Annotated in this window: 20 protein-coding genes; 8 read left to right on the forward strand and 12 right to left on the reverse strand. The window is 61.5% G+C overall.

The genetic code is table 11. The features are described from left to right. The first annotated feature begins 114 nt into the window (after positions 1-114). A complete protein-coding gene (locus tag AC07VY_RS09355) occupies positions 115-657 on the forward strand; it encodes a PEP-CTERM sorting domain-containing protein (protein WP_495097195.1) in 543 nt (180 codons plus the stop codon). Here AC07VY_RS09355 and AC07VY_RS09360 read toward each other — a convergent pair. After that, positions 610-1,092, reverse strand: a complete 483-nt coding sequence (locus AC07VY_RS09360; RefSeq protein WP_495111352.1) for a hypothetical protein — start codon at positions 1,090-1,092, stop codon at positions 610-612. The genes AC07VY_RS09355 and AC07VY_RS09360 overlap by 48 nt on opposite strands. Here AC07VY_RS09360 and AC07VY_RS09365 point away from each other — a divergent pair. Continuing rightward, positions 1,064-2,167 carry an NAD(P)/FAD-dependent oxidoreductase gene (locus tag AC07VY_RS09365; RefSeq protein ID WP_495097196.1) on the forward strand — a complete coding sequence of 368 codons (1,104 nt, stop codon included), beginning with the start codon at positions 1,064-1,066 and terminating at the stop codon, positions 2,165-2,167. The genes AC07VY_RS09360 and AC07VY_RS09365 overlap by 29 nt on opposite strands. A gap of 15 nt (positions 2,168-2,182) precedes the next feature. Further along, positions 2,183-2,566: a RidA family protein gene (locus tag AC07VY_RS09370; protein ID WP_495097197.1), complete on the forward strand. Its 384-nt coding sequence runs from the start codon at positions 2,183-2,185 to the stop codon at positions 2,564-2,566. Positions 2,567-2,607: 41 nt separating this feature from the next. Here the strand turns inward: AC07VY_RS09370 and AC07VY_RS09375 are convergent, their stop codons facing one another. From AC07VY_RS09375 to AC07VY_RS09395, 5 genes are all read right to left on the reverse strand, one after another. Next, positions 2,608-3,528, reverse strand: a complete 921-nt coding sequence (locus AC07VY_RS09375) for a sugar kinase (protein WP_495097198.1) — start codon at positions 3,526-3,528, stop codon at positions 2,608-2,610. A gap of 40 nt (positions 3,529-3,568) precedes the next feature. Further along, positions 3,569-5,008, reverse strand: a complete 1,440-nt coding sequence (locus tag AC07VY_RS09380) for an aldehyde dehydrogenase family protein (protein ID WP_495097199.1) — start codon at positions 5,006-5,008, stop codon at positions 3,569-3,571. Between the two features lie 6 nt (positions 5,009-5,014). Further along, complete coding sequence (kdgD, locus tag AC07VY_RS09385; RefSeq protein ID WP_495076596.1) at positions 5,015-5,926, reverse strand: 5-dehydro-4-deoxyglucarate dehydratase; 912 nt, start codon at positions 5,924-5,926, stop codon at positions 5,015-5,017. Positions 5,927-6,034: 108 nt separating this feature from the next. Beyond that, on the reverse strand, positions 6,035-6,913 hold the full coding sequence (locus AC07VY_RS09390; protein WP_495076597.1) for an SMP-30/gluconolactonase/LRE family protein: 879 nt from the start codon (positions 6,911-6,913) through the stop codon (positions 6,035-6,037). Continuing rightward, positions 6,910-7,719, reverse strand: a complete 810-nt coding sequence (locus tag AC07VY_RS09395) for an NAD-dependent epimerase/dehydratase family protein (protein WP_495097200.1) — start codon at positions 7,717-7,719, stop codon at positions 6,910-6,912. The genes AC07VY_RS09390 and AC07VY_RS09395 overlap by 4 nt, the downstream gene beginning before the upstream one ends. A 169-nt stretch (positions 7,720-7,888) precedes the next feature. On the opposite strand from AC07VY_RS09395, the gene AC07VY_RS09400 reads away from it, so the two are divergent. From AC07VY_RS09400 to AC07VY_RS09420, 5 genes are all read left to right on the forward strand, one after another. Beyond that, a complete protein-coding gene (locus AC07VY_RS09400) occupies positions 7,889-8,671 on the forward strand; it encodes a FadR/GntR family transcriptional regulator (RefSeq protein ID WP_495076599.1) in 783 nt (260 codons plus the stop codon). A 99-nt stretch (positions 8,672-8,770) separates the two neighbouring features. Then, entirely contained in the window at positions 8,771-9,757 is a 987-nt protein-coding gene (locus tag AC07VY_RS09405; RefSeq protein ID WP_495076600.1) for a TRAP transporter substrate-binding protein, read from the forward strand. Between the two features lie 57 nt (positions 9,758-9,814). Then, positions 9,815-10,297, forward strand: coding sequence for a TRAP transporter small permease (locus tag AC07VY_RS09410; RefSeq protein ID WP_495076601.1), 483 nt, complete (start codon positions 9,815-9,817; stop codon positions 10,295-10,297). Between the two features lie 2 nt (positions 10,298-10,299). After that, a complete protein-coding gene (locus AC07VY_RS09415; RefSeq protein WP_495076602.1) occupies positions 10,300-11,652 on the forward strand; it encodes a TRAP transporter large permease in 1,353 nt (450 codons plus the stop codon). Positions 11,653-11,754: 102 nt separating this feature from the next. Beyond that, the gene (locus tag AC07VY_RS09420) at positions 11,755-13,392 is read left to right on the forward strand and encodes a methyl-accepting chemotaxis protein (protein WP_495097201.1); all 1,638 of its coding nucleotides are present in this window, start codon (positions 11,755-11,757) and stop codon (positions 13,390-13,392) included. A 133-nt stretch (positions 13,393-13,525) separates the two neighbouring features. On the opposite strand, the gene AC07VY_RS09425 is transcribed toward AC07VY_RS09420, so the two are convergent. The 6 genes from AC07VY_RS09425 to AC07VY_RS09450 all read right to left on the reverse strand — a co-directional run bounded on the left by AC07VY_RS09425 (position 13,526) and on the right by AC07VY_RS09450 (position 16,448). Then, complete coding sequence (locus AC07VY_RS09425; RefSeq protein WP_495097202.1) at positions 13,526-13,999, reverse strand: DUF2269 family protein; 474 nt, start codon at positions 13,997-13,999, stop codon at positions 13,526-13,528. After that, entirely contained in the window at positions 13,996-14,367 is a 372-nt protein-coding gene (locus AC07VY_RS09430) for a DoxX-like family protein (RefSeq protein WP_495097203.1), read from the reverse strand. The genes AC07VY_RS09425 and AC07VY_RS09430 overlap by 4 nt, the downstream gene beginning before the upstream one ends. After that, on the reverse strand, positions 14,364-14,864 hold the full coding sequence (locus AC07VY_RS09435) for an SRPBCC family protein (RefSeq protein WP_495111351.1): 501 nt from the start codon (positions 14,862-14,864) through the stop codon (positions 14,364-14,366). The genes AC07VY_RS09430 and AC07VY_RS09435 overlap by 4 nt, the downstream gene beginning before the upstream one ends. A gap of 16 nt (positions 14,865-14,880) precedes the next feature. After that, positions 14,881-15,786 (reverse strand): saccharopine dehydrogenase family protein, encoded by a 906-nt coding sequence (locus AC07VY_RS09440; protein ID WP_495097205.1) that lies wholly within the window; start codon positions 15,784-15,786, stop codon positions 14,881-14,883. Then, a complete protein-coding gene (locus AC07VY_RS09445; protein ID WP_495097206.1) occupies positions 15,783-16,001 on the reverse strand; it encodes a KR domain-containing protein in 219 nt (72 codons plus the stop codon). The genes AC07VY_RS09440 and AC07VY_RS09445 overlap by 4 nt, the downstream gene beginning before the upstream one ends. A 123-nt stretch (positions 16,002-16,124) precedes the next feature. Further along, positions 16,125-16,448 (reverse strand): nucleotide pyrophosphohydrolase, encoded by a 324-nt coding sequence (locus AC07VY_RS09450; RefSeq protein ID WP_495097207.1) that lies wholly within the window; start codon positions 16,446-16,448, stop codon positions 16,125-16,127. Between the last annotated feature and the right edge of the window lie 132 nt (positions 16,449-16,580).

A 16,580-nucleotide genomic window follows, 5' to 3' on the forward strand; every position in this document is an offset into this window, starting at 1 on the left:
TTTCCAATTTGTCGAAATTCTTTACAAGAAGGATTTGCTTTTGATGTAAGTCCTTGAATTCATACACTGGCCTGTAGTTTGCTTTACATGCCGTTTAATTTTTGAAACTGTTAAATGGTCAATTTGAAGCGCGCACTCATCTCAGTTGTTGCAACGGCGGCCACAGCTTTGGCAACCCCAGCATGGTCAATCCCCGTCAATACCGGCACACCGGTAGTGTTCAACTTTTCGGAACCATCCAACGCGGTGTCCTTGAGCATTCAAACAGGCATCGAAATATGTTCGGTGGTTGAAGAGATTAGCTTTTGCAATTCGCAATTTTCGGCGGATGATGGAACTATCACTCTGTTTGACAAGCTAGGCGGAATGGGAGCGAGTTACCTCTTCGGCTCCTGGAGTGACAATGGCTTTCTTGTTAGCGTGAGTGGCCCAATAAGCAGTTTCTTCTACGCGGAGGATGGTCAGTTTTCACTGCTCTTCGCAGCCACAGAGGGAGGAATTAAAGCCGCTCCATACGCGACTTTTACCGATGCCCAGGGTGTCCAAACCCAAATTAATGGCGTTGTTGCAAATACCGTCCCTGAGCCAAATTCGCTGGCTCTATTCGGACTAGGCCTCGTTGGCCTTATCGCCGCCAGCAAACGCAAACAAAACTGATCCCACTGAAGAAATAGAGCCCGCCCTGGCGGGTTCTATTTTCTTGAGTACATGCCTTTCCATAATTTTTTGCACAGAAAATCCATCTGTAGGATTATCAGGTTCGTCAACTGGCCGTGAAGAAAAATACGCGCAACGCCACACAACGCACGGCGCTGAGTACAACACGCTACTAACGGCACGAAAGTCGTTGTCGGCATCACTGGACACAGGAATGCAATGACAAACTGCGCCCAGCAGCAAATGCAAACCGAGTCTTCTCGGAAATAAAATCCAGTTCTGATTGAGCTTCAAACGCCTATTTGACCAAGCCATACGCCAAAGTTCGGCTATGGTGACGAGATCTCTTTCGCTGTTTGCATTCAGCTGAACAGCCATCAAAGCGTATGCCTGATAGAGTTTCAGGATGCTAGAACAAGTCGATGTGGTCGTCATCGGAGCCGGCGTGGTCGGCCTGGCGGTAGCGCGGGCCCTGGCCTTACAGGGGCGTGAGGTCTTGGTACTGGAGGCAGAATCCGCCATTGGCACCGGCACCAGTTCACGCAACAGCGAAGTCATCCACGCCGGCATTTGCTACGCTACCGGTTCACTCAAAGCGCAGCTTTGCGTGCAGGGCAAACAACTGCTGTACACCTACTGCGCCGAGCGTGGCATTGGCCACCGGCGCTGCGGCAAACTCATCGTCGCCACAGACACCACGCAAATGGCACTGCTGCACAGCATTCGTACCCAAGGCCTGGCCAATGGCGTGGACGACCTGGTGCAGCTGGACCGCGCCGCCGCCCTGGTGCTGGAGCCGCAGCTGGAATGCGCGGGCGCCCTGCTCTCGCCCAGCACCGGCATTGTGGACAGCCATGGGCTGATGCTGGCGCTGCAGGCCGACCTGGAGCACGCGGGCGGGCTTGTGGCATTGAATACGCCGCTGGCGCAGATGGAATCTACGCAAGGCGCTCTTATTTTGGAAGCAAAAGACGGCACGCGCATACAGGCCCGCAGCGTGGTCAACGCCGCCGGCCTGCAAGCCCAGTCGCTGGCCCGGCACTGCACAGGACTGGATGCGCGGCACGTGCCGCCCAGCTATTACGCCAAGGGCAACTACTTCACGCTGAATGCGCGCGCGCCGTTCCGGCACCTGGTCTACCCCGCCCCGCAGGCTGCAGGTCTGGGCGTGCACCTGACGCTGGACCTGGGCGGCCAGGCCAGGTTCGGCCCCGATGTGCAGTGGGTGGACGACCCAAACGACCTGCGGGTAGACCCGGCGCGCGGCGCGGCCTTTTACGCCGAGGTGCGCAAGTACTGGCCCGGCCTGGCCGATGGCGCGCTGCAGCCCGGCTACGCAGGCATACGCCCGAAGATCCACGCGCCGTTTGAAGCGGCCCGGGACTTTTTGATCCAAGGACCGGCGACACACGGCGTGCCGGGCCTGGTCAACCTGTTCGGTATAGAGTCTCCAGGCTTGACCAGCTGCCTGGCGATTGGTCTGACCGTGTCCAACATTCTGATCCACTAAACCAACTCTCTCACCATGCAACGCAAACTCATCAGCTCCGGCTCACCTTTTGAAGAACAGATCGGTTATTCACGCGCCGTGGTGCATGGCGACTGGGTGTTTGTCTCCGGTACCACCGGCTTTGACTACGCCAGCATGACCATCTCGGACGACGTGGTGGCGCAGGCCGAGCAGAGCCTAAAAAACATCCAGGCGGCGCTGGAACAGGCCGGAGCCAGCCTGGACGATGTCGTACGGGTGAACTACGTACTGCCCAACGGGGCCAACTTCGAGCCCTGCTGGCCGGTGCTGCGGCGCTACCTGGGCCGGGCCAAGCCGGCGGCCATGGTGATTACGGCGGGCCTGCTGGACCCACGCATGAAGATAGAAATCGAAGTCACCGCTTTAAAAGCGAAATAGGCCGCGAGCGCAGGTAATACCTGCGCAAGCAGCTACTATTTCTATAGCACCAGGTCGGTCATCACGTCCTGCGGAATCAGCGCGCCGCGGTGCTGTATGACCCGGCCCGCGAGGCGGTTACCGTGGCGTGCCGCGTCAGCCATACTACCGCCCTGCAGGCGCACGGCCAAGTAGCCGGCAGCAAATGAATCCCCTGCAGCCGTGGTGTCCACCACCTTATCGACCCGCTCGGTTGGCACCTCCAGCACGCCTGATGCGCTGCGTACCAGGGTTGCATCGCGACCTCGCTTGACCACCACCTCGGCACAAGGCAGTGCCTGGGCAGTGTCTACCGCCGCCTGCAGCGTGGGCAGATTACGCAAGGCCTGCTCATCGTCGGCAGTGATCAGGGCGATGCTGGCCAGAGCATAGGCCCGGTCAAAGTTTGCCAAGGCTTCTTCACGGCTGGCCCATAGGCGCGGCCGGTAGTTGTTGTCGAATACCACCGTGGCGCCGCGTGCGCGCAGGCGGCCCATCAGCGCAAACAGGCGCTCCCGCCCAGCAGGCGGCAGGATGGCCAGGCTGATGCCGCTGATGTAGAAGGCATCCAGGCTGTCCGCCTCGGCCTCCAGCGGCGTGATGGCGGCGTCGAAATAGGCCTTGGCCGCACTGTTATCGCGCCAGTAGCTGAAGCTGCGCTCGCCCTGGGCATCCACCTGGATCAGGTAGAGCCCGGGCATTCGGCCCGGTAGGCGCTGCACCAGCGACACATCCAGCCGCTCGGCCTGCCAGCGCTGCAGCATGCCGGCGCTCAGGCCGTCATCCCCCAGCGCGGTGGCGTAGCAGACCTGCAATCCCGTCGCACAACGCGCAAGGTAGACGGCGGTATTCAGCGTGTCGCCGCCAAAACCCTGGTGCATGCTGCCAAAGGCCTCGCCTTGCAGTTCCAGCATGCATTCACCAAACAGTACTACCTTGTGCATTGTGTCGCCCTTGTTGTCGCCCTTTTTCTCAGGCGAAATCTTAGGCGAAAGTGTAGGCGGTCTTTACCGTGGTGAAGAATTCCTGCGCATAACGGCCCTGCTCGCGTGAGCCAAAGCTGGAGCCCTTGCGGCCACCAAACGGCACGTGGTAGTCCACACCCGCGGTTGGCAGATTCACCATCACCATGCCAGCCTGGCTGTGGCGCTTGAAGTGCGTGGCGTATTTCAGGCTGGTGGTGGCGATGCCAGCGGCCAGGCCGAATGGCGTGTTGTTCGCCTCGGCCAATGCCTCTTCATAGCCCTTGACGCGGATGATGCTGGCCACCGGGCCGAACACTTCTTCGCGGTTGATGCGCATCGCCGCCGTGGTGTCGGTCAGCAGCGCCGGGGCCATGAAAAAGCCTTCGGTATCGCGCTGCAGACGTTCACCACCGGCCAGCAGCCGCGCACCTTCTGCCTGGCCGATGGACACATAGTCCAGGTCTTGCTGCAGCTGCGACAGCGAAGACACCGGGCCAATGTCGATACCGGCAGCCAGGGCATCGCCGATCTTCAGCTTGGCCATACGGGCCTGCATGGCGGCCACAAACTGCGGATAAATGCCTTCGGTCACGATCAGACGGCTGGAGGCCGTGCAGCGCTGGCCAGTGCTGAAGAACGCGCTTTGCACGCTCAGTTCCACGGCCTGGGCCAGGTCGGCGTCGTCCAGAATGACCTGCGGGTTCTTGCCACCCATCTCCAGCTGCACCTTCTTCAGGTTCAGCGCGCACTGCTGGGCGATGCGGGCGCCCACGCCTTGCGAGCCGGTGAAGCTGATGGCCGACACACCGGGGTGGTTCACCAGCGGGTCGCCAATGACGGAGCCACGGCCCATCACCAGGTTGAACACGCCGGCAGGAATGCCGCTGCGGCTGATGATCTCGGCCAGCGCCCAGGCGCAACCCGGCACCAGGTCGGCAGGCTTGAGCACCACGCAGTTGCCGTAGGCCAGGGCCGGGGCGATCTTCCAGGCGGGAATGGCGATGGGGAAGTTCCAGGGGGTGATCAGGCCGATCACGCCCAGCGGTTCGCGGGTGATTTCCACGCCCACGCCGCTGCGCACCGAAGGCACAGTTTCACCAGTCAAACGCAGGCATTCTCCGGCGAAGAACTTGAAGATATTGCCGGCGCGGGTGGCTTCGCCAATGCCTTCTCCCTTGGTCTTGCCTTCTTCACGGGCCAGCAGCGTGCCCAGCTCTTCGCGGCGGGCCAGGATTTCGGTGCCGATCTTGTCCAGCGCATCGGCACGGGCCTGGATGTTGCCGGTGGACCAGGCGGGGAAAGCGGCCTGGGCCGCCTGCACGGCTGCGTCCAGCTGGGCCGCGTCGGCCTGGGTGTATTCGCCAATCACATCGCCCAGGTTGGACGGGTTGACGTTGGCGGCATAGGTCGCACCTGCGACCCAGGCGCCATTGATGTAGTTGTCGTGTTTTTGGGTCATGGCGGTTTACTGTGGGCCCAGCTTCTTGATCAACGCGGCCAGCTCTTCCACCTCGGAAGGCTTCAAGTCACTCAACGGAGCGCGCACGGGGCCGCCGTCGTGGCCGACGATCTTGGCGCCGGCCTTGATGATGCTTACGCCGTAACCTTCGACACGGTTGCGAATGCCCAGGTAAGGCATGAAGAACTCCTTCAACAGGCGGTGCTGCGTGGCCATGTCGTCAGCGGCCACCGCGTGGTAGAACTCCATCGCGGTCTTGGGGATGAAGTTGAACACGGCCGACGAGTACACCGGCGTGCCCAGCGCCTTGTAGGCCGCTGCATAAACCTCAGCGGTCGGCAAGCCACCCAGGTAGGCAAAGCGGTCGCCCATGGCCATGAAGATGGAGGACATGGTTTCGATGTTGCCCACACCATCCTTGAAGCCAATCAGGTTCGGGCAACGGTCAGCCAGGATGCGCAGCGATGCGGGGGTCAGCTTGGTACGGTCGCGGTTGTAGACGATGACGCCGAACTTCACGCTGTTGCAGACCTGCGCCACATGCTCGATCAGGCCTTCCTGGCCGGCTTCGGTCAGGTAGTGCGGCAGCAGCAGAATGCCGTGGGCGCCCAGGCGCTCGGCTTCTTGTGCATGGGCGATAGCCATGCGGGTTGGGCCACCGGCGCCGGCAATGATCGGCACCTTGCCACGGCAGGTGTCCACCGCAGTCTTGATGACCTGGCTGTACTCGGCACCGGCCAGCGAGAAGTATTCACCCGTGCCACCCGCTGCGAACAGCGCGCTGGCGCCGTAGGGTGCCAACCATTCCAGACGCTCGATATAGGTCTTGGGGCGGAATTCGCCCTGCTCGTCGAAGTCGGTGATGGGGAAGGACAGCAGGCCGGAGCCCATGATGGTTTTGAGGTCTTGGGGTGTCATGGTTATGTCTCAGTGGAAAAAGGGTTTACAAAAAAATTGCTATTTTTTAGATAGCACCTGGCGCTGGATTCATCTGCGGCGGAGGCATGTTTTATCCAGCAGTTTTTGCTATACAAAAAGCGGCTCTGGCAGGCCGCGCACACCGGGTTTGAGCGCGAACACGGCGCCGTTCAAACCTGGATTCGCGGGGTCTACATTGCCGGGCTGGATGGAGGCCACATACAGCACATCCAGGTCTGGCCCGCCAAAGGCGCACATCGAGGGCTTGGCCACCGGCACCTCCAGCGATGCCACCAAGCGGCCTTGCGGGTCGAAACGGTGCACCAGGCCGGCGTCGTTGGCGCAGATCCAGTAGTGGCCTTCCACGTCCAGCGCAGCGCCGTCGGGGCGACCCGGCAGGGGCTGCATGTCGACAAACAACTCGCGCGGGCCGGGCATGCCGTCGGCGTCCAGCGCAAAGCGCCAGATCTTCTGCACGCTGGGGTGCGAATCGGACACATAGCCGGTGCGGCCATCCGCACTGAAAGCCATGCCGTTCGGAGTGATGAAGCCGTCCATCCGCGCAGTGCTCAGGCCCTTGCCGTCCAGGCAGTAGATGGCACCCCGCGGCGAAGCCAGGCCCATGTCCATCACCATGGTGCTGACCCAGAAGCGGCCCTGGGTATCGCAGCGCCCGTCGTTGAAGCGCATGCCGGGTGCGGGGTGGCTGATGCTGGCCAGGCAGCGCAAGCTGGGCTCTGCCTTATCCAGCTGCACGACGTAAATGCCGGTTTCCATCGCGGCCACCACGCCACCGGCGGCGGCCAGGGCGATGCAGCCCACGCGCTCTGGCAGGGTCCAGCTCTGAACCTGCTCGGTAGCGGCAGTCCAGCGGCGGATCTGGCGGCCTTCGATGTCCACCCAGTACAGGGCCTGCTCGGCCACCGACCACACCGGGCATTCGCCCACGCGGTCGCGGGTGCTGGCGATGGCGTGTGCCGTACTCATTTTTCGTACGGGCCCATGCGCACAAAGGCGCCGCCCTGGTGCAAGGCTGCAGGGTCGTTGAAATCCGGCGGCGGGGTCCGCGCATATACGGCCTCGCGGAACACCTCCGAGCTGTCCTGCGGCACATAGCCGACATGGCGGGCGCGGGAGTTGTCCCACCAGGTGACCGGGTTGTTGGACATACCGAAAATGATGGTGAAGCCCAGCGCTGGCGTGGTAAGGCAGGCGGTGACCAGGCGGTGCAGGTCGTTGAAGCTCAGCCAGGTCGCCAGCATGCGGCGGTCCTTGGGTTCGGCAAACGACGAGCCTATGCGCACGCAAGCGGTCTCGATGCCGTAGCGGTCAAAGTAGTAGCGCGCCAGGTCTTCACCAAAGGCTTTGCTCAGGCCGTAGTTGCCGTCCGGCCGGGCGGGTACATCGGCGGTAATGGTTTCGTCCTGGCGGTAAAAGCCGGTGACGTGGTTGGAGCTGGCAAACACCACCCGCTTCACGCCGAATTTGCGGGCCGCCTCGTACAGGTTGTAGGCGCCCAGGATGTTGGCCTGCATGATGGGGCCGAACGGGCCGTCCAGCGACTTGCCTCCCATGTGCACAATCGCTTCCACGCCCTGCACCATAGCGTCTACCGCGGCGGCGTCGGCCAGGTCGGCGAGCATGATTTCCTCGCCCGCGGCCGCGGGGCCGAAGTCCACCACGTCAGATAGACGCAGAGTGGTGCAGTTTTGTTTCAGGCTTTCGCGCAGTACCTTGCCCAATCCGCCAGCGGCGCCTGTGAGCAGGATTTTTTCGTGCACTTTGATGACCATGTTTGTCCCGATCTCCGTGTAAACACCAGTTTGGTGTTCTTTGGCGTCTATTGCTGGACTTTGCCAAAGGCTTTGCTATACAGTGGGCCAGCAGCTCCACACATCAGTCGTACGTTGTCTGACAACATAGATTCTCATAACCTACTCTCTCCGTGTCAAGGATTTTTTTATGGCCTCCGCCACCCACACCGGCACTTACAACAACAGCGAAACACCGGCAGCCTCCATTCCCCGCGCCCGACGTCCACGGGGCCTGGTCACTGAAATCGTAGACACGCTGGCCGCCACCATCCGCCAAGGCCAGCTGCCTCCAGGCGAAAAGCTGCCCACCGAGGTCGAGCTGATGGCCCGCTTTGACGTCAGCCGCACCGTGGTGCGCGAGGCCCTGTCCAAGCTGCAAGCCTCGGGCCTGGTGGAAACACGGCACGGTATAGGCACCTTCGTGATCGAGCCGCCCGACACCCGCAACTTCAAGATTGCGCCCGAAGACTTTGCCACCGTGGCCGACGTGATCGCCCTGCTGGAGCTGCGCATCAGCCTGGAAACCGAGGCCGCCGGCCTGGCAGCCCAGCGCCGCACGCAAACCAATCTGACCCAGCTGGAAACCGCGCTGCAGAACTTCAAGAACGCCATTCCACAGGACTCGGACGCCGTGCCGGCCGACTTCCAGTTCCATATGGAGGTGGCCCGTGCCACGGGCAACCAGCACTTTGCCGATCTGATGACCTACCTGGGCACCATGATCATCCCGCGCACCCGTATCAATACACTGCAAAACGTGCCCGAGGGCCGCCTGGCCTACCTGCAAAAGGTCCATGGCGAGCACGAGAGCATCTACCACGCCATACGCGATCAGGACAGCGACTCCGCCCGCGCGGCCATGCGCACCCACTTGTCGAACAGCCGTGAAAGGTTGCGCAAAAGCCAGCCACAGGACGCCCCCAAGGACTAAGGTAGGGCACAATTCGGGTTTACCCTTTGTTACTTTTACGGTTTGAGTTGTAGGATGACTGATCAATAAGCCATCCCAAAGCCTCAACCAGGAAAATCCATGAAGACAAACCATCGCAAAATTCTCAGCCTGATCGCCGCAGCCGCTTTCTGCGTCGTCAGCGGCCAGGCTTCGGCCCGCAACTTCCGCTCGGCCGATGTGCACGCCAAGGAATTCCCCACCAATATGGCGGTGAAGTTCATGGGCGAAGAGCTGAGCAAGGACACCGGCGGCAAGGACAACATCAAGGTATTCAGCGACAGCGCGCTGGGCTCTGAGAAAGACACCGTGGAACAGGTCAAGATCGGCGCCATCGACATGGTGCGCGTTAGCCTGACCACCTTCAACGGCATCGTGCCCGAATCCATGGTGCCATCCCTGCCCTTCCTGTTCCGTGACGTGGAGCATTTCCGCAAGGCCATCTACGGCGCCCAGGGCGACAAAATCCTGGCCTCGTTTGAAAAAGCCGGCTTTATCGGCCTGGCCATGTATGAAAGCGGCCAGCGCTCCATCTACGCCAAGAAGCCCATCAAGAGCGTGGCCGACATGAAGGGTATCAAGATCCGCGTGCAGCCCTCGGACCTGATGGTGGCCATGGTGAACGCCATGGGTGCCTCCCCCACCCCCATGCCTTTTGCCGAGGTCTACACCGGCCTGAAAACCGGCCTGGTGGACGCAGCAGAAAACAACCTGCCTTCGTACGAAGAGACCAAGCACTTCGAATCGGCGCCGATTTTCTCTGAAACCATGCACGTCATGACACCCGAAATCGTGGTGTTCTCCAAGAAGATCTGGGACACCTTGACTCCCGCCGAACAAGCCGCGCTGCGCAAAGCCGCCAAGGCCTCCGTTCCTTACTATGTAGGCCTGTGGGATGCCAAGGAAAAAGAAGCCCGTGCAGCCGTGCTGAAGAGCGGCGCCAAGATCGTGCCCGCCACCGAGATCGACAAGAAGAGCTTTGTGGACGTGGAAAAGCCCATCTGGGACAAGTTCGCCGGCACGCCTGAGCTGAAGGCTCTGGTGCAAGAGATCGTCAACGTCAAGTAAATCGCTTCTGCCGCCGTGCTCCTGGGCGCGGCGGCAAAGCCGTGCCAAAGCCGCACCATGGAATTATTCAACTCAATCAACGCGCACCTGTCCAACTGGGTGCTGCGCCTGGCCAGTGTCTGCCTGGCCGCACTGGGCCTGGTGGTCATCTACGGCGTCGTGATGCGCTACGCATTCAACGACGCGCCTCCGTATGTGGAACAGGTCGCCCTGCTGCTGGTCATCTCCGTCGCCATGTTCGGCGCCGCTGCGGGCGTGCATGATGTCGGCCATATCGGCCTGGACTCTGCCGTCAAGTTGCTGCCCGCCAAGGGGCAGTTCGTATGCCACGTGCTGGTCGAACTGCTGACCATCACATTTGCCTTAGTACTGCTGTGGGGCTGCGAACACATGGCTACATCCACCCGGCACGACACCATTCCCACACTGGGCATTTCCGAAGCCTTCCGCTATTTGCCCCCGGTGATTGCGGGTGTCCTCATCGTCCTGTTTTCAGTCAAGCACCTGCTGGCGCTGTTCCTGAAGAAAACCACCGTCTGAATATGGAACTCGCTGTACTCTCCCTGAGCTTCGTGCTCTTCCTCGTGCTGGGCGTGCCTGTCGCTTTTGCGATCGGTCTGAGCTGCCTGGCCACCTTTGCGGTAGAGGGCCTGCCCCTGGCCACCGCCATGCAGATGATGGTCTCTGGCATGAACGTGTTCTCGTTCCTGGCGATTCCGTTCTTCATCTTCTCTGGCGAGCTGATGCTGCACGGCGGCATTGCCGACAAGATCCTGAACTTCGCGCGCAGTCTGGTCGGCCACATGAAGGGCGGACTGGGCCTGGCCAACGTGATGGCCAGCACGCTGTTTGGCGGTGTCTCGGGCTCTCCCATCGCCGACACCTCGGCCATGGGCGGCGTGATGATCCCCATCATGAAGCGTGAAGGCTATAGCGCCGACTACGCGGTGAACGTGACCACCCACGCATCGCTGACCGGTGCGCTGATGCCCACCTCGCACAACATGATCATCTATGCGTTTGCGGCCCAGGCTGCCAGCGGCATGATCGACGGCCACCCCATCCGCGGCGTGTCCATTGGCGACCTGATGTTTGCCGGGCTGATTCCGGTGTTCTGGATCATGGTCTGCATGCTGATCGCAGCCTACTGGCAGGCCAACAAGAACGGCTTCCCCAAGCGGGCTGACGGCTCGTCCATGCTGGAGAAATTCCCCGGCTGGTATGCGGTGCTGACCACCTTCATCGCGGCCATCCCCGGCCTGATGGTGATCGTGGTGATTCTGGGCTGCGTGATGGGCGGCGTCACCACCGCCACCGAGGCAGCGGCGATTGCCGTGGCCTATTCGCTGCTGCTGACATCGGCGATCTACCGCACCATGAGCAAAGAAAAGCTGATCAAGTCGCTGAAGAAAGCGTCCAAGACCACGGGTGTGATCCTGCTGCTGATCGGTGTGTCCAACATGTTGCGCTGGCAAATGGCCTACCTGGAAATTCCAGATGCGATCGAGGCGGCCCTGCTGCACGCCACCACCACGCCCTGGCTGATGCTGCTGTACATCAACATCATCCAGATCTTTCTGGGCATCTTCCTGGACATGGCGGCGCACATCCTGATCACCACGCCGCTGTTCCTGCCGCTGGCGATCCAGATGGGTGTGGGCCCGGTGCAGTTCGGCATGATGCTGCTGCTGAATTGCGCGCTCGGCCTGGTGCATCCGCCGGTGGGTACGGTTCAATTCGTGGGGTGTGCCATAGGCAATATATCGATTGGTGAGGCAACCAAAACCGCCTGGCCCTACTACCTGGCGATATGGATAGCCATCAACCTGGTGACCTATGTGCCATCGTTCTCCACCTGGCTACCGTCGATCATTACCGGCCACCCGGTGTTCTAGATTCTTGGGGCTGCAGCGCAGCCCCTTTTTTTTGTGCCGGGCAGCGCCGCCTCGCCTTGCAAGCCGGGCGAACACCGGCTTACATCTCCTTTTGAAACGACTATGCAACTCTCCTTCATCGGCAACGCCACCATTTCCCGCAGACTGTCCATCGGCTTTGGCGTCATGGTGGGCTTGCTGGCCATCATTACCGCTGTCTCGCTGGTCAGCATGCAGAACACGCGACACCGCGTAGCCACCATCAGCGAAGTGCTCAGCCCCAAGGTGGCGCTGGTGGACCAGATGCGTCAGCAGGTCAACCAGACCGCCATGTCCATGCGCAACATGGCTATCCTGACCACACCAGAAGACCTGGAAAAAGAATACAAGCGCCTGGCTGGCGCCTACGATAGCTACGACAAACAGTCCAAGCAACTAGCCCTGCGGGCCGATAGCGACGAAGAAAAAAAGCAACTCGCCAGCCTGGATGCAGCGCGCAAAGATGCATCCACCATCTTCCTGTCGGCAATTGAGAAAGCCGGCTCGACCAGCGCCGTGCAAGACATTGCGGTACTCATCCGCCTGGAGCTGCGTACCAATCTGGAGGCCTGGAGCGCATCGCAGGACACCTGGCTGCACTCCATAGACGCACTCCAGCAGAATGCCGCGCAGCAAATCTCAGACAACCAGGCGGACGTGGTGCAGCAAGCCACAAGCGGCATCCAGGCGCTGCTGATAGTGGCCTGCCTGGCCATCAGCTTTGGCATCGGTGCCGCCTGGTTCATCACCCGCTCCGTCAAGCTGCCACTGCGCCACGCCGTGGAAGAGGCCGACCGCATGGCCGAGGGCGACCTGTCGCACGCTATCGAATCCAGCAGCCAGGACGAAACCGGCCAGCTGCTACGCCGCCTGGAGAGCATGCGCAGCCGCTGGGCCAGCACCGTGGCCCATCTGCGCGACACCACTCAGAACATCAGTACCGCGGCGGTGGAAATCGCCCACGGCAACCAGGACCTGAGCCAGCGCACCGAGCACACTGCCAGCAATCTGCAGCAGACCGCCGCCTCCATGGAGGAGCTGACCGGCATCGTGCGGCAGTCCGCCGACTCCGCCCGCCAGGCCAACCAGTTGGCGACATCGGCAGCCGAAGTCGCGGCACGCGGTGGGCAGGTCGTGGCCCAGGTCGTCAGCACCATGGACGAGATCAACAGCAGCTCCAAAAAGATTGCCGACATCATCGGCGTGATTGACGGCATCGCCTTCCAGACCAACATCCTGGCCCTGAACGCCGCCGTGGAAGCCGCCCGCGCAGGTGAGCAAGGCCGCGGCTTTGCCGTGGTGGCCAGCGAGGTGCGCAACCTGGCCGGGCGCAGCGCTGACGCCGCCAAGGAGATCAAGGGCCTGATCGCGGCCAGCGTGGACCGCGTGGACGCAGGCTCGCGCCTGGTCGACAACGCCGGTAAAACCATGACCGAAATCGTCGGTTCGGTACAGCGGGTGTCGCACATCATCGGGGAGATCACGTCCACCTCGTCCGAGCAGTCCGAGCGCATCGACCTGGTCAGCGCGGCGGTAGTCGAGCTCGACCAGATGACCCAGCAAAATGCTGCGCTGGTAGAACAGTCCGCTGCAGCCGCCCAGAGCCTGACAACCCAGGCCACCCAGCTGACCCAGGTAGTGGATACCTTCAAGCTGGCAACGTCGGCAGCCCACACCGCCCCGCAAGCCCTGGCAGGCAAGGCCCCACTGCGCCTGTCCTGAGCGGCCCTACGGTGCAGCCTGGCCCCGCTGCAGATTTCTATAGAAAATAGGCTCTAGCGCAATTAACACCTGCGCTAGCAGCTATTTTTTTAATAGCAAGTCTCGACGTGCTGCTGGCACCGCGTTGGTCCTACTACTCCCATGCGGGCTTGGCCACCATCAAATAAAAAACACCCAGCATCGCCAGAAATGCCGGGTAGCCCAAGGCCTCCCACCAGCGGGCGTAACGCCAGTAGATCACCGGCAGGCTGCTCCCTACACGTACGGCTTGGTCCGCAAGGCTAGCCATCCGAATCTGCAGCCACACAACGGGCAGCCAGCACAGGCCCGCCAACACAAACAAAGCCAAGGACAAGGCAAGCCAGGGCGTGGTCAATGGCCACCCAGCCAAGTGGGCCATCCACAAACCGGTGGCAGGCTGGACCACGACCGTGGGCGTTGTGAACCACCAGTCGGCCCGCACGACCAGCTTCGCCACCTCGGCCTGCGCCGCCAGGTTGCGCGTACGGTTGACGCAAAAGAAATAGAAAGCCGAGCCAAAGCCGGTACCCACCAGCACCACGCTGGACAGGATGTGCAGCCACTTGATCGTCAAATACCAACTCATATCCGCGCCTTCGCCAATACCCACAACACAGCCGCAATCGGTACGTTCTTCGTCAGAGGCCCTAGCGGATGTAGCCACAGCGATGCATCCAGCACCGTGGCCACCAGGGTCATGACGGCCATAAGTAGGAGTGCCGCCCCGTACGTGACACGACCAGGCTTACAGCACATGGCCACCGCCAGTACCAGGTCCGCACCCGCCCCGGCCCAGACCAGCCCCTGGGCCACAAGCGGGTTGTGTATGCCCGCCACGGCCAGCAAACCCAGACTTTGCCCCCGCAGCTCCCACACACTCACCAACGCCGTGGCGAGCCAGACAAACACCAGGCTGTAACGCAGCAAGACAAGATCACTCCGGGAAAGTGTCATCTGGCCTGGCCCTTCATAGATAGGCTGCTCGCCCTGCCCGCCTCCTCCTGCCAGCGCAGCACCTCATCAGCGTGCCGCACCAGAAATGCGTGCAACCTGGCGAAGCGTCGCCGCGTTTGCCGAGCGAATACCCATGCAACGACAGGGCTCAAAAATGGCCGCAAAACCGCTGGGCCCACCTCAAATGTGTAGGTATAGACCAGCACGGACGTATTCAGCCCAGTGGAGCGGTGCCGCATGGACGCCGCCCACTGCGTGAACGGAAATGCGAGCCCCAGCATCTTCGCAGCGGCGAGCCGCGGCCGGTCATAGGAAACAAACTGGGTGCGCATAGACAGACTGCGCAACATGCCCGCACCGGTGTTCTCCGTCACCGCGCCCTGGCTAGGGCATGGTGCTCCACCGACGACCCGGGTGTCACTGACCAGGGAGTCCCAGCGGGCACGCCATTGGTAATAGTGGAACGCATCAAACACCACCTCTGCGCAGGCAGGCATAGGAAACTCCAACTTTTCATGCGCCATGTGCGCTGCCCTCATCCAGCACATCGGTCACCATGCCCCAGCGCGCGAACTCGAGCGAAAACTCCGCCAGATCCAGCAAGCCCATGCAAGGCAATGCACCCGCAGCCGGCAGCCCGCCTCGGGCCCATCGGCGGGCCAGCAAGATGGCGGCCATGCAGGGAATTTCCGGTCCATGGTCATGGTCGGCCGCAATATGCCAGGCCCGATGGGCGGGCTGACCGGCAGCATCCAGCCCCTGCACCCGCACCACCATACCGCCCAGAGCGCTGCCCAAAAAATCAAACCATCTGGCAGTCCGGTTCAGCACACCCGCCAGGCGATCCGGCGCCGGTACCAGACCGCATGCCCGCAGCGCCGCCAACAGCGCGAAAACCCGCTGGGTCCAACGCAGCTCCAGCGCTGCCCGGAACATGACGCGCTGCGTCACCCGGTAGCGGGCGGGAAACAGCTCCAGATCGGGAATGTCACACAAGGCACCCAGACGGGGACGCAAGCGGGCAAACTGCACCCGTGCGGGTTGTGCCCAGCCGAGCAAAGACGTCCACCGCCCCTCCATCCAGACAGAAATGGGCGCCCCGCAGTAACTCAACACCCCGGCCAAGGTGGCCTTGCCCCGGGGGGCCGTTTGCGCCGGGGCAATACATATATCCACTGTATCTATGCGCTGCCAACCCTGGCACAGGTGCTCCACGACGGCAGACGACAAAGCCGGCACCGTGCTGGCGCCCGACACCGCCACGCGCTCGGCAGCCACAAAACGGGCCTGCAACGCAGCCGGAAAATCACACACGAAACGACGGCCATCGGCCAGGTCCAGGTAATGCGCTCCCGCCTCAGCGGCAGCCTGGGCTACGGCGTAATCCTGTTGTTGAAACGGCCCAGCGGTATGGATCACAACTCCACCCCCATACGACGCAGGGTCTGAGCAAAATCCGGTGCCGAATGGTCCACGGCAACCACCTGCACGCCATGGCCCAACGTCTGCGCCAAAGCCTGGGCCTGCCGCAGGTCACGGCCGCCTATGCACAGCTGTATCGCAGCGTCACCCGCCAAAGCCCGGCAGATACGCGCGCCAAAATTCCCATAACCACCCAGCACCAGTGTTTTCAACGCCGCAATCCTTGTAGAAAAGTACCCACCCGGCGACCATTATCAGAGCCCCGAGACAAGCATTGAATCAGGCCGTAGCGCAAATTGAGTAAGCGCGAGCAGCTATGCATTCAATAGCAGACTTCAGTTTGAAGCCGGCACGGGGTATTTCACCGCGTTGACCAGCATCTTGCGCCGAGCGGCGTCCAGCAGGTCGATGTCCAGCTTGTCGCACAGCTGCAGCAGATACAGCAGCACATCGGCCGCTTCGGCCGCCACCTCGGCTTTCTTGTCGCCTGCCAACTCGCGGCTTTGCGCCTCGGTCAGCCACTGGAAATGCTCCAGCAGCTCGGCAGCCTCCACGCTGAGGGCAGCAGCCAGGTTTTTGGGTGAATGGAATGGCTCCCAATTGCGCGCGGCAGCAAAGTCGCGCAGAGCCTGTGTGAGGGATGAAATGTCATTGGGCATGCCCGATTGTGGCGTGTAGCGGGAATGCAGCTGGAGCGCATACGCTGCGCCACGCCCATACCAACAATCAGGGAAAGCCCCTAACACAAACCCATTTTTCTCCTTGTTATGGTTATTTTTTATAACTATAGT

This window comes from Rhodoferax sp. GW821-FHT02C08 (assembly GCF_059421805.1).

Coding starts and splice junctions, on each gene's coding strand:
- AC07VY_RS09355 (WP_495097195.1), top strand. CDS start 115: ATGGTCAATTTGAAGCGCGCACTCATCTCAGTTGTTGCAACGGCGGCC.
- AC07VY_RS09365 (WP_495097196.1), top strand. CDS start 1,064: ATGCTAGAACAAGTCGATGTGGTCGTCATCGGAGCCGGCGTGGTCGGC.
- AC07VY_RS09360 (WP_495111352.1), bottom strand. CDS start 1,092: ATGACGACCACATCGACTTGTTCTAGCATCCTGAAACTCTATCAGGCA.
- AC07VY_RS09370 (WP_495097197.1), top strand. CDS start 2,183: ATGCAACGCAAACTCATCAGCTCCGGCTCACCTTTTGAAGAACAGATC.
- AC07VY_RS09375 (WP_495097198.1), bottom strand. CDS start 3,528: ATGCACAAGGTAGTACTGTTTGGTGAATGCATGCTGGAACTGCAAGGC.
- AC07VY_RS09380 (WP_495097199.1), bottom strand. CDS start 5,008: ATGACCCAAAAACACGACAACTACATCAATGGCGCCTGGGTCGCAGGT.
- kdgD (WP_495076596.1), bottom strand. CDS start 5,926: ATGACACCCCAAGACCTCAAAACCATCATGGGCTCCGGCCTGCTGTCC.
- AC07VY_RS09390 (WP_495076597.1), bottom strand. CDS start 6,913: ATGAGTACGGCACACGCCATCGCCAGCACCCGCGACCGCGTGGGCGAA.
- AC07VY_RS09395 (WP_495097200.1), bottom strand. CDS start 7,719: ATGGTCATCAAAGTGCACGAAAAAATCCTGCTCACAGGCGCCGCTGGC.
- AC07VY_RS09400 (WP_495076599.1), top strand. CDS start 7,889: ATGGCCTCCGCCACCCACACCGGCACTTACAACAACAGCGAAACACCG.
- AC07VY_RS09405 (WP_495076600.1), top strand. CDS start 8,771: ATGAAGACAAACCATCGCAAAATTCTCAGCCTGATCGCCGCAGCCGCT.
- AC07VY_RS09410 (WP_495076601.1), top strand. CDS start 9,815: ATGGAATTATTCAACTCAATCAACGCGCACCTGTCCAACTGGGTGCTG.
- AC07VY_RS09415 (WP_495076602.1), top strand. CDS start 10,300: ATGGAACTCGCTGTACTCTCCCTGAGCTTCGTGCTCTTCCTCGTGCTG.
- AC07VY_RS09420 (WP_495097201.1), top strand. CDS start 11,755: ATGCAACTCTCCTTCATCGGCAACGCCACCATTTCCCGCAGACTGTCC.
- AC07VY_RS09425 (WP_495097202.1), bottom strand. CDS start 13,999: ATGAGTTGGTATTTGACGATCAAGTGGCTGCACATCCTGTCCAGCGTG.
- AC07VY_RS09430 (WP_495097203.1), bottom strand. CDS start 14,367: ATGACACTTTCCCGGAGTGATCTTGTCTTGCTGCGTTACAGCCTGGTG.
- AC07VY_RS09435 (WP_495111351.1), bottom strand. CDS start 14,864: ATGCCTGCCTGCGCAGAGGTGGTGTTTGATGCGTTCCACTATTACCAA.
- AC07VY_RS09450 (WP_495097207.1), bottom strand. CDS start 16,448: ATGCCCAATGACATTTCATCCCTCACACAGGCTCTGCGCGACTTTGCT.